The 15,372-nt window shown below is 53.8% G+C and carries 13 protein-coding genes; 3 read left to right on the forward strand and 10 right to left on the reverse strand.

The genetic code is table 11. From position 1 onward, the window contains the following. The first annotated feature begins 92 nt into the window (after positions 1 to 92). Entirely contained in the window at positions 93 to 599 is a 507-nt protein-coding gene (gene tpx, locus PYW49_RS04200; protein WP_134350499.1) for a thiol peroxidase, read from the forward strand. Positions 600 to 874: 275 nt separating this feature from the next. Next, positions 875 to 2,083, forward strand: a complete 1,209-nt coding sequence (locus PYW49_RS04205) for an aldose 1-epimerase family protein (RefSeq protein ID WP_320385772.1) — start codon at positions 875 to 877, stop codon at positions 2,081 to 2,083. 36 nt (positions 2,084 to 2,119) lie between these two features. On the opposite strand, the gene tyrR is transcribed toward PYW49_RS04205, so the two are convergent. The 3 genes from tyrR to PYW49_RS04220 form a co-directional block, all read right to left on the reverse strand. Beyond that, complete coding sequence (tyrR, locus tag PYW49_RS04210; RefSeq protein ID WP_134350501.1) at positions 2,120 to 3,661, reverse strand: transcriptional regulator TyrR; 1,542 nt, start codon at positions 3,659 to 3,661, stop codon at positions 2,120 to 2,122. 112 nt (positions 3,662 to 3,773) lie between these two features. Beyond that, positions 3,774 to 4,826, reverse strand: coding sequence for a YcjF family protein (locus PYW49_RS04215; protein WP_320385773.1), 1,053 nt, complete (start codon positions 4,824 to 4,826; stop codon positions 3,774 to 3,776). Beyond that, entirely contained in the window at positions 4,823 to 6,220 is a 1,398-nt protein-coding gene (locus PYW49_RS04220) for a YcjX family GTP-binding protein (RefSeq protein ID WP_320385774.1), read from the reverse strand. The genes PYW49_RS04215 and PYW49_RS04220 overlap by 4 nt, the downstream gene beginning before the upstream one ends. Positions 6,221 to 6,375: 155 nt before the next feature. Here PYW49_RS04220 and PYW49_RS04225 point away from each other — a divergent pair, with 155 nt between their 5' ends. Beyond that, positions 6,376 to 7,386: a LacI family DNA-binding transcriptional regulator gene (locus PYW49_RS04225; RefSeq protein WP_320385775.1), complete on the forward strand. Its 1,011-nt coding sequence runs from the start codon at positions 6,376 to 6,378 to the stop codon at positions 7,384 to 7,386. A gap of 34 nt (positions 7,387 to 7,420) precedes the next feature. On the opposite strand, the gene PYW49_RS04230 is transcribed toward PYW49_RS04225, so the two are convergent. From PYW49_RS04230 to PYW49_RS04260, 7 genes are all read right to left on the reverse strand, one after another. Next, complete coding sequence (locus tag PYW49_RS04230; protein WP_320385776.1) at positions 7,421 to 8,335, reverse strand: OmpG family monomeric porin; 915 nt, start codon at positions 8,333 to 8,335, stop codon at positions 7,421 to 7,423. Positions 8,336 to 8,400: 65 nt separating this feature from the next. Beyond that, on the reverse strand, positions 8,401 to 9,483 hold the full coding sequence (locus PYW49_RS04235) for an ABC transporter ATP-binding protein (RefSeq protein WP_134350506.1): 1,083 nt from the start codon (positions 9,481 to 9,483) through the stop codon (positions 8,401 to 8,403). Between the two features lie 13 nt (positions 9,484 to 9,496). Continuing rightward, complete coding sequence (pgmB, locus tag PYW49_RS04240; protein WP_134350507.1) at positions 9,497 to 10,162, reverse strand: beta-phosphoglucomutase; 666 nt, start codon at positions 10,160 to 10,162, stop codon at positions 9,497 to 9,499. Continuing rightward, the gene (locus PYW49_RS04245; RefSeq protein WP_320385777.1) at positions 10,152 to 12,431 is read right to left on the reverse strand and encodes a glycoside hydrolase family 65 protein; all 2,280 of its coding nucleotides are present in this window, start codon (positions 12,429 to 12,431) and stop codon (positions 10,152 to 10,154) included. Before PYW49_RS04245 ends, pgmB begins: the two co-directional genes overlap by 11 nt. After that, entirely contained in the window at positions 12,425 to 13,492 is a 1,068-nt protein-coding gene (locus tag PYW49_RS04250) for a Gfo/Idh/MocA family protein (protein ID WP_320385778.1), read from the reverse strand. Before PYW49_RS04250 ends, PYW49_RS04245 begins: the two co-directional genes overlap by 7 nt. Positions 13,493 to 13,494: 2 nt before the next feature. Continuing rightward, entirely contained in the window at positions 13,495 to 14,283 is a 789-nt protein-coding gene (locus tag PYW49_RS04255) for a sugar phosphate isomerase/epimerase family protein (protein ID WP_320385779.1), read from the reverse strand. 17 nt (positions 14,284 to 14,300) lie between these two features. Then, positions 14,301 to 15,353, reverse strand: coding sequence for a zinc-dependent alcohol dehydrogenase (locus tag PYW49_RS04260; RefSeq protein ID WP_320385780.1), 1,053 nt, complete (start codon positions 15,351 to 15,353; stop codon positions 14,301 to 14,303). Positions 15,354 to 15,372 lie beyond the last annotated feature (19 nt).

Here is a 15,372-nt window from a genome sequence, read left to right on the forward strand (position 1 = left end):
GCCCGGAAAGGCGAAAAATTTGGTTTGCCGTGTTATCCGCTGATGGCATACACTAGCCCCGACGTTAACTATATGTAAACAGGAAGATATCTATGTCACAACTCGTTCATTTCCAGGGCAACCCGGTTGCTGTTGCAGGTTCTATTCCGCAGGCTGGCAGCAAAGCTCAGGCTTTTACTCTGGTGGCTAAAGATCTGTCTGACGTCACACTGGCTCAGTTTGCCGGTAAACGCAAAGTGCTGAACATTTTCCCAAGCATTGATACCGGCGTTTGTGCCGCATCCGTGCGTAAATTCAACCAGCTGGCGACTGAAATGGACAACACCGTTGTGCTGTGCATTTCCGCTGACCTGCCGTTTGCCCAGTCCCGTTTCTGCGGTGCCGAAGGCCTGAGCAACGTCATTACCCTCTCCACCCTGCGCAGCGCGGATTTCCTCGAAAAATACGGCGTCAGCATCGCGGAAGGCCCTCTGAAAGGTCTGGCGGCACGCGCTGTACTGGTTCTTGATGAAAACGACACTGTCGTCTTCAGCGAACTGGTTAACGAAATCACCACCGAGCCGGACTACTCTGCCGCGCTGGACGTGCTGAAAGCATAATAAGTACTGAGCATTCTATACAATTAATTATCAACCTCGCCATGGCGGGGTTTTTTATTAACTCAAAGCTGAATCGTTAAAGCACAAACAATCACAACTCACATTAATGATGCAACAAAAATCATAGCATCCAATATTAACGTGACCAGTAACGCATTATTATCGTTAAAATTCTCTATTTTCGCCCCCAGTGAAGCACATCACATTTCCCTTTTTGTCTAAACATTAGATTTGCTTACGAAAGAAAATAATCGTTTCAGCAAAAAGGATAAAATATGAAGATCAAACTCGCTTTTACGCTCCTTGCGGTAATGATTTCTGGCCATGCAGCGGCTAAAACCTGGGTGCTGACAAGTGCTGAAAGCAGCATAGAGAAAGGAAACTGGAAGGTTTCCAGTGATGAGCTGAACGTTAAGGCTCACCCGTTCAGCATTGAGCAAAAAGTCTTACACGGCGGGAAACAGGAAGGCAGTAAAATCATCGTTATTAGTAGCAAAGACGGCCTGACTATTACCTTAAGCCCGACCCGCGGGATGAACCTTCTGCACGTTGAAGGGTTTGGCACCAGACTGGGGTGGAATTCTCCCGTCAAAGAGGTCGTTAACCCGGCTTATATTAATCTGGAAAGCCGAAACGGACTCGGCTGGCTGGATGGTTTCAACGAAATGATGGTGCGCTGTGGCTATGAGTGGACAGGACACCCGGTCACCGCGGACGGACAAATTTATACTCTTCACGGCAAAGCCGGCAATACCCCTGTGTCGCAGGTAGAGGTCGAGGTTGCGGATGCCGCCCCGCATGAGATCCGTGTACGGGGTTTGATTAAAGAGAGCACATTTAAAAAAGCCGATCTGCAAACCATGACCGAACTGCGTTACGTTCCTGGAACCAATCAGTTCAGCCTGCACGATGTTCTGACAAACCATGCAGATTACCCTCATGATTACCAGATCATCTATCACAGCAACTTCGGGACGCCGCTCCTCGAAGAAGGCGCTCGTTTCCTTGCACCGGCGGTGAGCGTGAGCCCATTCAATGATTACGCCAAAGCGGGCGTTAACGACTGGCAAACCTATGCCGGGCCGACAAAAGGTTTTGATGAAATGGTCTTTAACATCAAACCGCTTGCGGACAATAACCATGAAACGCTCGCAGCAGTGGTCAATAAAGCCGGAGATAAAGGCGCGTCAATTCAGTTTGATACCCGCCAGCTGCCCGTGCTGACCTTATGGAAAAATACCGACACGCTGAAGCAGGGCTATGTCACGGGCATTGAACCTGGCACCAGCTACGCCTACCCCGTTACGATTGAACGCGAGCAGAAGCGCGTCAAGCAGCTGCAGCCTGGTGCCAGCGCGCAGTTTGACCTGACCTATACCCTGCTTCACAGCCCACAGCAGGTAAAAGATGTTGAAAGCAGGATTGCGTCGATTCAGGGGGAGACAAAAACAGAAATCGTGACCACGCCTCTGGCGAAGGAATAAGCGTAAAGTAAAAAGCCTCTTTACAGAGGCTTTTTGTTATTCATCACCCTTCTTATGATTCAAACCGTACTCACGGAGCTTATTCGCAATCGCGGTGTGCGAGACACCAAGACGTTTTGCCAGTTTTCGGGTGCTTGGATAGCTGCGATACAGCTGCGTCAGCACAGAGCGCTCGAAACGGCTGGTGATGTCATCCAGCGAGCCTTCCATCGCCTCTTCGCCGACCGATACCGTCCCGGCGTCGTAATCAGGCAACAAAATATCCTGTGGACGCAGTTCATACCCTTCCAGCTGCGTCAGCGCACGATAGACGGCGTTTTTGAGCTGGCGAATGTTGCCCGGCCAGCCGTAGCGCGTTAGCACCGTGCCGAGATCGGCAGAAAGCTTCGGACGCGGAACCCCCTGCTCGTCGGCAAAGCGGGCCACAAACAGCTCCGTTAACGGCATAATGTCCTGTGGACAATCGCGCAGCGGTGGAATATTCAGCGTCAGGACATTGAGACGGTAATAGAGATCCTCGCGGAAGATCCCCTTTTGCACCAGTTCGACCAGGTTTTTCTGAGTGGCACAAATGACGCGCACGTCCACATGCACTTCGTGATCCTCACCGACGCGGCGGAATGTGCCGTCGTTCAGGAAACGCAGCAGTTTAGCCTGCATACGTGGCGACATTTCGCCGATCTCGTCCAGCAGCACCGAGCCACCATTCGCCTGCTCGAAGAACCCTTTCTTGCCTTCCGGAGCATGACCAAACAGCTCGCTTTCGACGGCATCTTCCGGGATAGAAGCGCAATTAAGCGCCAGATACGGTTTTGCCGCACGCGGGCTCGCCAGATGCACGGCATGAGCCAGCAGGTCCTTCCCGGTGCCGGTATCGCCGGTGATCAGCAGCGGTGCGGTCAGGCTGGCGAGCTTGCGCGCCTGGTCAACGACATGGCGCATTTTCGGACTGACGGCAATAATCTGGCTGAAAGCGCCAACGTCCTGACTGGAAATGTTCTGTAGCTGACGGCCCATGCGTAACGTTGACCGCAGCATGATCACCGCCCCGGTCAACACGCGGGTATTCCCTTCCCCTTTCAGATAAACCGGCGTGATCTCCATCAGGAAATTCTGCCCGTTAATCACCACATGCTCGCTATGCGTGTTTTGCGGATTGCTGTCCAGCCAGCGCTGGAAGTTAAAACCGGGGATCAGCTGTGCGGCGTTATGATTGCTGAGCTTCTCCTGGCTCTGTGCGAAAAGCTGGCAGCTCGCATGATTTACGCGCTCCACTTTACTTTTTAAATCCAGAGAGAGGAACGGCTCAGGCATCGCTTCCAGCAGCGCGCTCAACGCCAGGTGCTCGCGCTCAGACGGCATCCAGGGAATGGTGCGTACATCCGTAACGCCAGCGATACGGCGGATTTCCGCCATCAGGCTACTGAATGTATTAAATTCAATTTCGGCAAAATTGAGGTAAATTCGCCCGACAGGATCGATCTCAATGCCACGTAAATCAATGCTACGTAAAACAAGAAGATCGAGTAATTCGCGGGTCAGACCGAGACGGTCTTCACAGAAGACTTCAAGACGCATGGGAAATTCACCGTTTTAAGCCAATAACACTAAAATGATATGTCAGAACACGGTGATCCGGAAGATGGCTGTCAACAAATATTGACAGCCAGCACGATTAGTGAACAAAACATCACGGAGCAGGTTTTTTATTGAGCGTTTCTTTGAGCTGGCCGATCAACTCACGCCTGAAATCCCCCAGCCGGGGCTTATCGCCATCAATCCAGGGCAGCGGACGACAGACTTCCATCGCTTTAATCCCTAAACGCGCGGTCAATAATCCGGCGCCGATGCCCTGAGCGGCACGGGTAGAAAGACGCGCCGCCAGATCCTGCGACATCCAGTCCATTCCCACTTCGCGCACCAGCTCACTCGCACCAGCAAACGCGATATTGAGCAGAACCAGTTTAAACAGTCTGAGCCGGCTGTAGTAACCCAGCTCAATGCCGTAAAGGTTCGCGATACGGTTGATCAGGCGCAGGTTACGCCAGGCGATAAAGGCCATATCGACCAGCGCCAGCGGGCTGACGGCAATCATCAGCGTCGATTCCGCCGCCGAACGGCCGATCTCGCGTCGCGCCTGTGCATCCAGCACCGGCTGAACCATGTGCGAATAGAGGGTTACCACTTCCCTGTCGTTCTGGGTTTCATGGATGGCGGCATACCAGCGCTGAAGCGCAGGGTGTGACTGATCGATTCCGGCCTGGCTGGCCAGCTTTTCACAGAACGCACGACCTTTCCCGGTGCCGTGACTGTGGAGCAGATCCCGGGCGACATCACGCTCATGCGCGCGCTGTCGCAGACGCCAGAGCCGACGCCACTCGGTGGCAACCGACCCGACGCCCGCCCCCACGATCAGCGCGCCCGCGGCACACCCGCCCAGCGCGACCCAGTCCTGAGTTTGCCAGGCATTCATGGTCCACTGTACGCCCTGCCCAATCACGCTTGCGCCAAACAGCGCCAGACCGGCGGTGACCATTTTACGCCACAGGCTACGCTTCGGACGCAAGGCAGCCTCCACGACCGCCTCCGCAGGACCGTCCTCGACGTCAGGCTCCTCCGTTAGCGCCGGGGCAAAGTTATCAGCCTGCGTGCCGCTGAACGTCTGTGCCGTTTTAAACGCCTCCTGGTGTTCCTGCTCAAGCGTTCCGGTAAAGTCTATGCGCGGTTTTAACGGTTCCGTCATCGCAATTTATCTCCAATCAAAAACTCCAGCGCCGCATCCAGACGGATGTGCGGTAACGGTTGGTCGACGCTCATGACCTGCGGGCGGAAGGCTTCAAACTGGAAGCCCTGGCTCTGCCAAAAGGCCTGGCCCGGCAGACGCGCGGGCACTTCGCCCGGATATACGGTAAGCGGTTCGCCGTCGCTGAGTCGATTTCCGCGTAATGCGGGTATTTTCTCGCCGTTAAGGTCAATCAGCCCACTTTGCGTCGCCTGCACGGACGCGAGCCCCAGGCAATCCATGCTGATCCCTTCGAAGGCGGCGTTTTGCCAGGCGTCCTGCACCAGTTGCTGCAGCAGCGACACCATATTGGCATGCTGGTCGACCGTAACGTGATCGGCCTTTGTGGCCGCAAAGAGCAGTTTGTCGATCACCGGTGAGAACAGCCTGCGAAACAGCGTCCGCTGCCCGTAGTGAAAACTTTGCATCAGCTGCGTTAGCGCAAGGCGCATATCGTTGAAGGCCTGTGGCCCACTGTTGAGCGGCTGCAGACAATCCACCAGCACAATCTGGCGGTCAAAACGCAAGAAGTGGTTTTTATAGAATCCTTTGACCACTTTTTCACAGTAGTAATTGTAACGCTCGCGCAGCATTCCGGCGTTCGTGTGCCTGTCGGCCTGCGCCAGCTTCGACTCGCCAACCCCATCCACATCCGGCCACGGGAAGAACTGAAGCGCAGGCGCACCCGCTAAATCGCCGGGCAGGACAAAGCGACCCGGTTGAATGAAGTGCAGCCCTTCCTGCTTACACTGATGCAGATACGCCGTCCAGGCTTCGGCAATGGCCGCCAGACGGTTTTCATCGGCCGGGGCAAGCGGATCTAAGCCTTCGCACAGCTGTCGCCATTTGGCCGACCACTCGGCACGCTGTCCCTGCAACAACCCTGTCATCTGCCGGGACCAGCCGAGGTAGTCCTGCGCCAGCATCGGCAAGTCGAGTAGCCACTCGCCGGGGTAATCGACGATTTCAAGGTACAGGGTGGAGGTATCCTTAAAGTGGCGCATCAGGGATTCATTCGAGCGGAAACGCAGCGCAAGGCGAATTTCACTGACCCCTCGCGTCGGCGTCGGCCACGTGGGCGGATCGCCATAGAGCTGCGCCAGCCCTTCGTCATAGGTAAAACGTGGAATGCCAAAATCGCGCTGAGGGACGCGCTTAACGCCCAACAGACGCTCTTCCCGCACCGCGCCCAGCAGCGGCAGGCGCGCACCGGCATGCAGGTTCAGTAGCTGGTTCACCATCGCGGTGATAAACGCCGTCTTACCGCTGCGGCTCAGCCCTGTTACCGCCAGACGCAAATGACGGTCAACGCCGCGGTTCATCAGTGAATTGAGTTCGTTTTTAAGTCGCTTCATCGCCGTCCTTCGTTGCCCGGAAGCCTTGAATGCATTGCTTCAGAATACAATAAATGGGGGCAGATCGTTGATTATCAATTCTTATTTATTGCTATTGCCGTTTTCTCTCCAGTAAGATGAACGGCATTGCTGTCAGTCCGGAGTGAGTAAGGTGTATGTCACCCACCATTTATGATATCGCACGGGTTGCGGGCGTATCGAAATCAACCGTTTCCCGCGTTCTGAATAAACAAACAAATATTTCTCCCGAAGCGCGTGAAAAAGTGCTGAAGGCGATTGACGAATTAAATTATCAACCCAACAAACTGGCCCGTGCCCTGACCTCTTCGGGTTTCGACGCCATTATGGTTATTTCGACCCGTTCAACCAAAACCACCGCCGGTAACCCTTTTTTCTCCGATGTCCTTCATGCCATTACGGCAAAAGCGGAACAAGAAGGTTTTGATGTTATTTTGCAAACGTCAAAAAGCAGTGAAGACGATCTGCTGAAATGTGTGAGTAAAATAAAACAGAAGATGATCAAAGGGATCATTATGCTAAGTTCACCGGCAAATGAATCCTTTTTCACTACGCTGGATGCCTATGGCGTACCGGTAGTGGTCATCGGTAAAGTTGAAGGTGATTATCAGAATATCTACTCCGTCGATACGGATAATTTTCATGACAGCGCTACGCTGACGGAAACCTTTATTAAAAATGGTCGCCGTAAAATTGCTTGTCTGCATGCGCCACTTGATTATCATGTTTCGATTGATCGTCTTGCAGGCTATAAAGCCAGCCTGAAAAAGCATAACATCGCTATTACTCCTGGCTGGATTATGGATGGCGGTTATACCCATGAGAGCGCGCTCGCGGCGGCGCTTGAATTATTATCCTCACCCACACCGCCTGATGCAGTATTTGCTACCGACAGCATGAAGTTACTCAGCCTCTATCGTGCGGCAGATGAGTTAAATCTGATGATCCCAGAGCAGGTGGTGATAGCCGGATACAGTGACCCGATGCTGTCTCTCATTTTAACGCCAGCACCGGGCGGCTTTGATATTCCCACCCGCAAACTGGGTGAAGAGAGTTGCGATCTTCTCTTCAGGCGTATTGCCGGCCATCCCGCCCCGCAAAAAGTACTGGTTGATACCCATTTTTTGTTGGCTGCCTCCCTTCGCTAAAACCAGGGGCTTATTGCCCCTGGTGTGCCGTCTGTCAGAACCCGTAGTTTACGCCAACACCCGCATAGTGGAAGCGGTCGCTTTCGCCTTCATCGTGGTTTTCCCACTCATAGGCGTATTCCAGCGTCATGGATAAACCATTGTTGAAATCATAAGCGTAGAGGAGACCGAGTCGGTTGAAATCGTGTCCTTCACGCTCCGGATCGTCCTGCCAGTCCCAGTTCGACCAGCGATCAAGCCCCAAACGGGTATAGGGCGTTAAGGTGGTCTGGCCCAACGAAATAGGCAAATACGCTCGAATTTCCTGGGTAGAAAACTCGCCATTATTTCGGGAACTGTCCATATTGAAACCGCGCTCTAAATAGTAATTCACTTTAGCCGCAAAGGTTTCGTTAATGGTCCAGGTGAAGCCCGTTTCGGTTTCGACACGGCTGTCAGCATAACCGGTTTTCTCCAGATCGTTGGCGAACTGATACATGGCAAACCAGCCACCAAAACGCCAGTCGTCGGTTAATTTAATATCCCAGTCCGGCTGGATTTTGTAGCGCTGCATATTAGCGCTGCCGTCTTTAGCACCATGTTCATCTTTAAAGTGATAACCATAATTACGGAAACCACCGGTCAGACCGAAAGTAAAATCATCGGTTCCGATAAAGCGATAGCGTAATTCGAATTCAGGACGATCAAAATAGGTGCCGCGGGTCATACTGCTGTAATCAACCGGTCCTTCCTGATACATCGCCAGCGAAATCGTCCATGCATCCCAGGTGGCATTAAACCACACGGAAGGCTCATATAATCCATCTTTATCGTCGCCCTGACCTTCGACGTTTTCAATTTCATACATTGCGCCAATATTAAATTCCCACTGCTTAGTTGTTTCTGATGCTTGTGCGTAGCTAACCCCTGCGCACAGAACGAGCGCAGCACTTTTTAGTAGAGTACTCATTAAATATTCCCTTTATAAGTAACAAACAAAAAACCGGAAATTTTCATTTCCGGCGAACACCTTTCTTATCTAATAGCTGCTTCGGTTTCAGCGTCGAAGAAATGGCACTTATTCATATCGAACTGAATGCCGATATTATCCCCTGCGGCATAATCATTCGCGGCCCCTGCACGAACAACCAGTTCATGCCCGCCAACCGTGGCATAGAGCATGAACTCCGCGCCAGTCAATTCGGCTACGCTGACTTTCGCGGCAATGTCGTCATCACGGTTCTGAAGCGTCAGAATATCTTCCGGGCGGATCCCAAAGACAACAGCTTTACGCTGATATCCCGCGTTATTGAGTGCCGCGAGCGTATCACCCGGGATCTCCAGGCGCAGCGTTTCCGTCACGAAATAACGATCGTCGAGCGCGCCGCGGATGAAGTTCATGGCAGGTGAACCAATGAAACCTGCAACAAACATATTCGCCGGTTCGTTATAAACCTGCTTCGGTGCCCCCACCTGCTGAATAATGCCATCCTTCAGGATAACGATGCGGGTGGCCATCGTCATCGCTTCCGTCTGATCGTGGGTCACGTAAATCATCGTGGTGTTAAGCTTCTGATGCAGCTTGCTGATTTCAGCCCGCATCTGCACGCGAAGCTTGGCATCGAGGTTGGATAACGGCTCATCCATCAGGAAGACACCCGCTTCGCGCACGATCGCCCGGCCTAACGCCACGCGCTGACGCTGGCCGCCCGACAACGCACCCGGTTTACGCTTAAGATATTCCCGCAAACCGAGGATCTGGGCCGCCCAGTTCACGCGTTCCTCAATGACCATAGGCGCTATTTTTTGCATTTTCAGGCCAAACGCCATGTTGTCGTAGACCGTCATGTGCGGATAAAGCGCATAGTTCTGGAAAACCATGGCAATGTCGCGAGACTTGGCTGGCACGTCGTTCATGCAAACGCCGTCAATCACCAGTTCGCCGGCGGAGATCTCTTCCAGCCCCGCAATCATCCGCAGCGTTGTCGATTTGCCGCAGCCTGACGGACCGACGAAAACGATAAACTCTTTATCCTCAATGTCGAGATTGAAATCCTTAACCACGTGGACCTGGTTATCATAGATTTTCTGAATATGTTTCAGTGACAGTTGGGCCATTGTTAATTCCTTATCAATACGTCCGGGATGCCCAGAAATCGGTCAGGCATTTCCAGGTCAGTTCCCGCGTTGAATGAAGTTGTAATCCCGCATGGTTCAGGCCAGTTCCAATCCCAACCGATAGCATTCCCGCTGCGTTGATCGCCTCAACGCCAGCCGGGGCATCTTCAATACCCATGGCCGCTTCAGGACGCACATTCAGACCTGCACAGGCTGCGAGGAAGATCTCCGGGTCTGGTTTCGAACAGACAATGAGTGAGGCATCGGCGCAAAAATCAAAGGCGTTCTGAATGCCCAGCGCATGTAATATGCCAGGAGCATTCAGGGAAACGGAGGCGAGCCCAATTTTGACTTTCGCCGCACGTATTTCCGCCAGTACGTCGCGGATGCCAGGAAGCAGAGAGTCCTGCGTCAACGACGCCAGAGACTGGACATAAAGCGCATTTTTTTTACTCGCTAGTGCCAGACATTGTTTGTCGTCAAACGCCCCCTCTTTTCCACCCTGTCGCAGGATCCGCTGCAAAGATTCCATGCGGCTTATTCCCTTCAGTTCCTCGTTGAAAACCTCATCGATGCAAATGCCAATCTCCTGCGCCACAGCACGCCAGGCAAGAAAGTGCAGATGTGCGGTATCGGTGATAACCCCATCAAGATCGAAGACCACAGCTTCAGGCGTCATGGCTCGCCTCCATGGTAGCGGTCCCATTAACAGATGTAAGAAAATCCTGATAAGACAAAGCCTGACGCTCCGATATGCACACCGTTTTACCCCACAGGGTGAACGTGACGGGTGAAGAGGTGTCGATCGTCAACACTTCATTTTCAAAAGCGAAATGCATACGCGCGTTGCGCCAGCGCAACGGGAAAGCAAGCCTTCTCCAGTGGGCGGGTAATTTCGGCGCAAGGTGCAGCTCCCCTTCCACAATCTGCATGCCGGCAAATCCCTGAATGACGCCGGACCAGATAGCGCCGGTCGCTGCGGCATGAATACCGTCATCGCTGCTGTGCGGATCGTCCCCAAGATCTATGGCGACGCCGTCGCGCCAGAAGGCGTAGGCACCTTCGGTATCACCACAGCGGGCAGTCACAATGCCGTGAATGGCCTTGCTCAACGAAGAGTCATGGATCGTGCGGGGCTCGTAGAACGCCAGATTGGCGACACATTGCTGCGGCGTAAACCGTTCCGGCAACAGGTAGTTCAGCATCACCACATCTGCCTGCTTGAGGATCTGCATCTCGTTCACTTCCGCGCGGGAATAATCGAGCAGGATGGTCTGCTTACCCGCTTTCGCTTTATAGCGGCTCAGGTCAATGGCCGGTTTCGCCATGAAGCTATCATCCTGTGGGATCACACCGTCTGTGCGAGGCTCAGGCAGCCATAAGCGCGCCAGGAACTGTTTGGCATTCTGCGTAAAACCCGCATCCTCACGCCCAAACATCGCCATAAAGCGGCATGCGCTGGCAACGTTGTGCCAGGCCAGATAGTTGGTGTAGGCGTTGTTGTTCACGTGTTCCGTGTATTCGTCCGGTCCGATCACGTCATGGATTTCCAGACGACCCTTGATTTCCGTTGCGCGGCCCATCCAGAACGTGGCGGTTTCCACCAGTAACGTCAGACCTTCATTGCGCATAAATGCATCATCGTGCGTCGCCTGCCAGTACGCGACGACGGCCCAGGCAATATCCGCCACGATATGATGTTCAGCCAGTGCGGACGCCACTTTCTGGCGCGTGCCCGTTCGAATGTTGATGGCGGCAAACTCCGGCGTCTCTTCCTGCCCGCTCGCAGCACTTTCCCACGGGAAAAGCGCACCAGGCCAGCCGTTACGACGGGCTTTTTCCCGAGCCCCGGACAGGTTGAGCCAACGATAACGTAGGAGACTACGGGCGACCAGGGGACGCGTGAAGAGATGGAAAGGCAGCAGAAAAATTTCGGTATCCCAGAAGACGTGGCCTTTATACCCCTCACCCGTTAGCCCTTTGGCGGCAATACTGCTTCGTTCATCATGGGCTGGCGTCATGGTGGTCAGATGCCAGACGGCGTAATCCAGCGCGATCTGATCCTGATGTTCCGCTGAAGTGACCTCCACCCGAGCGTCAAGCCAGACGTCTTTCCAGGCATACGATGAACTCTCAAGCAACGCGTTGTAGCCTCTTGCCGCACAGACTTTGAGATCGGCCAGCGCACTACGAGCGAATGACGCCTGCGACAGTGATTTATCGCTGCGATGTGTCACCCAGACGATTTTCTCAAGCGTGACAGTGTCACCCTGAGCTACCGTCAGCGAATGATGAACGCTGAGACGACGATTTTTGGCGGTGAAACAGCTGTCGCTCTTCGTTGAGAGCTGACAAAACGCCGAAATAACAACATCTGAGGTCCGGTCCTGCGTTTCATACACGCCCTGCATGTAATGCTGGTCGAACACTCTGACCGAAACTTCATCCAGATGCTGCCTGCCGCTATTGGTTTGCGTCGCATCAATGCCGGTTTTCAGTACGATCTGCGAGACGGCATCAAGGGGGGTGATCGAAATCTGCATTGCCGCTAACGACAGTTGGTCCAGCGACGCAAAACGACGGCTCTCCAGCCGATAGCGTTTCCCGTCGGGCGAGCGCCAGACGACGCTGCGGCGAAGTTCGCCATTGGCAAATGCCAGCTCGCGCTGCCACTCAAGGATATCGCCTGAAAGCAGGGTAAAATTAACACCATCCAGCTCAACATCAATACCGGTGATGTCTGGCAGGTTAATCAGTTCAGTGGTCTCGTTACGACCCGCCTGATGATAAAGACCCGCAAGATACATGCCTCTGGTTTGCCGGGTGTAATCTTCTTCATGCGCAGCACGGATCCCTATGTAGCCATTACCGCAGGCCATGATGGAGGCGTATTTATTCAGGCTGTGTGGGCAAAAGCCCGGCTCAGTTAAGACAGACACGTTTAGCATAATGTTACGCTTTCCCCTGTTTCTGCCGCCTCATACAGCGCGGCGACAAGCTGCTGGATAACCAGCCCCTGCTCCGCATCAGCGATCATTACGGGTTCCCCCAGAACATGGCGTACAAAAGCATCCATACTGCGCAAATGACGCTGATCGTCAGCTTCTTCACGCTGTATGACGGTCTGTAAAACACCGGACTCGTCGTGGTAAATGTGGGCAGGGAAAAGCGTGGCGCCCGCTTTTTCACCGCAGAATGCGACGTTCATGATCGATTGCTCACGGATATTCAGCGCAAACGACGTGTCCAGACGCAGAATGCCGCCGTTGCAAAATTCAATGGTGCCAAACAGGGCATCTTCAACGGTAAACTGAGCGGGATCCCACGCGCCAAACTGGCCGCTGCTTTTGCGGTTTCCCAGCCTCTGGAAACTGTGCGCCGTCACCCTTTTTACCGCCGGGAACCCCAGCACGTACATCGCGGCATCAAGCATATGAATGCCGATATCAATCAGCGGTCCACCGCCCTGTAATGATTTGTTGGTAAAGACGCCCCAGCCCGGAACTCCGCAGCGCCGTAGCGCCTGTGCCGAGGTGAAATAAATTTCACCCAACGCACCGTTCATCACGGCCTCACGCAGCAATTGCGTATCGAGTGCAAAACGATGGTGAAAATCATACGCCAGCACTTTTCCCGCCTTGCGCGCGGCGTTACGCATCCGTTCAGCCTCTTGTGGCGTCATCGCAGGTGGTTTTTCGCACATCACGTGGCAGCCTGCTTCCAGCGCTGCCATAACGTGTTCAAAATGAAACCGGTTAGGCGAACAGACGCTCACCACATCCGGCTTAACCGCCTTGAGCATCTCTCGCGCATCATGCCATGCAGAAGGGATGGCATGACGTTCAGCAAACGCCCGTGCCTGTTCGGGGTGGCTATCCATAACAGCCACCATCTGAACATCACCGCGTGTGGCGTAGTACGAGGCATGGACTTTTTCCGCAACCTGCCCGGCGCCAATTATGGCGACGCGCAGTAGCGAAGGTGTTGAAGGGCTCATCGCGCTTGCCATCCTTAGCATTCACGCAAATAAGTCAGTGAATCCTGGTAAGCCCGAGCAGGATCGTCGGCGCGGACGCGGCACTCATACACCGCATAGCCCTGATAATCGTCCGCACGCAATTGTGCGAACAGGCTGGCAAAATCGAGGCTACCGCTGCCCGGCTGATAGCGGTGGTTATCAGCAATGTGCACATGACCCAGCAGATCGCGGTTTTGATGCAGCGCGTCCGTCAGCGAATTTTCTTCAATGTTCATATGATAGAAATCGCCGATGATCTGCACATGTTTCAGGCCATTCTCTTCGATATAGCGACGCGCGTCCGCCAGGGTGTTGATCATGTGATCCTGATAGCGGTTCAGCGGTTCCAGGTAGACGGTCGTCCCGGTGCGCGCCGCCACTTCATCCAGCCAGCACAGTGAAGCACTCACCGCTTTACGGTCGCCTTCAAGACTGCGTGGAGAGGTCATCGGAGGCAGTCGGAAGGTAAACATCCCCCACGCGGCAGGCACGATAATGCCCTTTCCGCCCACCTCTGCCAGTGCTTCCAGAATGCGTTCAATCTGCTTTAACCCGTTAAGACGGCGTTCTTCAATAAAGTCGCCAATCCAGCCATCATATCCGCCGCAGGCCGTCGTCACCGGCAGGCCAGTAGCTTTGATTGCCGCTTTCACGTCGTCGAGATTATCGACCAGCAGTCGGCCATCAATTTCGTAGCCATCAAAACCCATCGCCTTGATATACTGGAACTTCTCCAGAATCGACGTCGGAAAAAAAGCCTGATTTTGTGTCGCGATTTTCATGATTTGCTCTCCTTAGCTTAAAAAGTGACGCCCATTTTGATACTGAGTTCCGGATGCTGATCGACATACGTCATGTAGCTTTCCGGGCTGGTGGTGAAGGTCACGACCGGGTCGATCAGATCTTCGCAATTCAGATAACCGTTCATCAGCAGTTCCCAGCAGGTCTCTTCAATGCGTTTGCGGTTCCAGCGTGGATAATCCGGATTGGGTTCGCTGCAGGCGCGCGAGAAGACAATCTTCGCATTATTGAAATGCGCTTCTCGGCCGAGGTTGAAACCTTCCGCGAACGGCTTCGCGAAGGCTACGTAGGAGATTGTGCCGCCGTAGGCGAGTCCGCGCAGCGCGGACTGCAGTGCATCTGCAAAGCCGCTGGTTTCGATGATCACATCCGCGCCCTGTTTCCCGGTCAGCGTTTTGATTTCCAGACCGACATCAGTCCCGATCGGATTAAGGCAGTGGTCGGCACCGTGACGACGGGCTATCTCGCAACGGTGTTCGATAGGATCGACGCCGATGACGATTGACGCACCGGCTTTTTTGGCCAGTTGGATCGCAATCTGCCCAATCGCACCAAGCCCCACCACCACCACAAAATCGCCTACCCGCACGTTAGCATCGCGTACGCCGCTCATCGCAAACTGCGCTGGATCGTAACAAACGGCGTTTTTCCAGGAGGCACCCTGCGACATTTTGCGCAGCTTGTAGTTGTTGACGGCATTCACAATGACCGTCTCCTGCAGCGGTGCGTAGCAGCAGACGCGATCGCCAATCTGGTATTCTGTAACGTCATCACCGCATTCGATAATGTCGCCAACAATCATATTGCCCAGCTGGAACTTACCGAATTCGATCCCGCGGGCCGAGCCCTCTTCACGCGGGGTAAACATCTGCCACTCCGTGTTGAACTCTTCATCAATAAACGGACTTGCCGCACGGAAATCCACCACTTCAGTCCCGTGTTTTGGTGCGCCAAAGCGTGCACGAATTTTCACTTCATGTACGGCAACCTGACGATCTTCATAGTCCACCAGCGCCGCCACACGAGGCGCGGTCGCAACTAATTTTTTCATGACTGACTCCTTGTTAAAA

This window comes from Enterobacter chinensis, assembly GCF_034008295.1.
Lineage (GTDB): Bacteria > Pseudomonadota > Gammaproteobacteria > Enterobacterales > Enterobacteriaceae > Enterobacter > Enterobacter chinensis.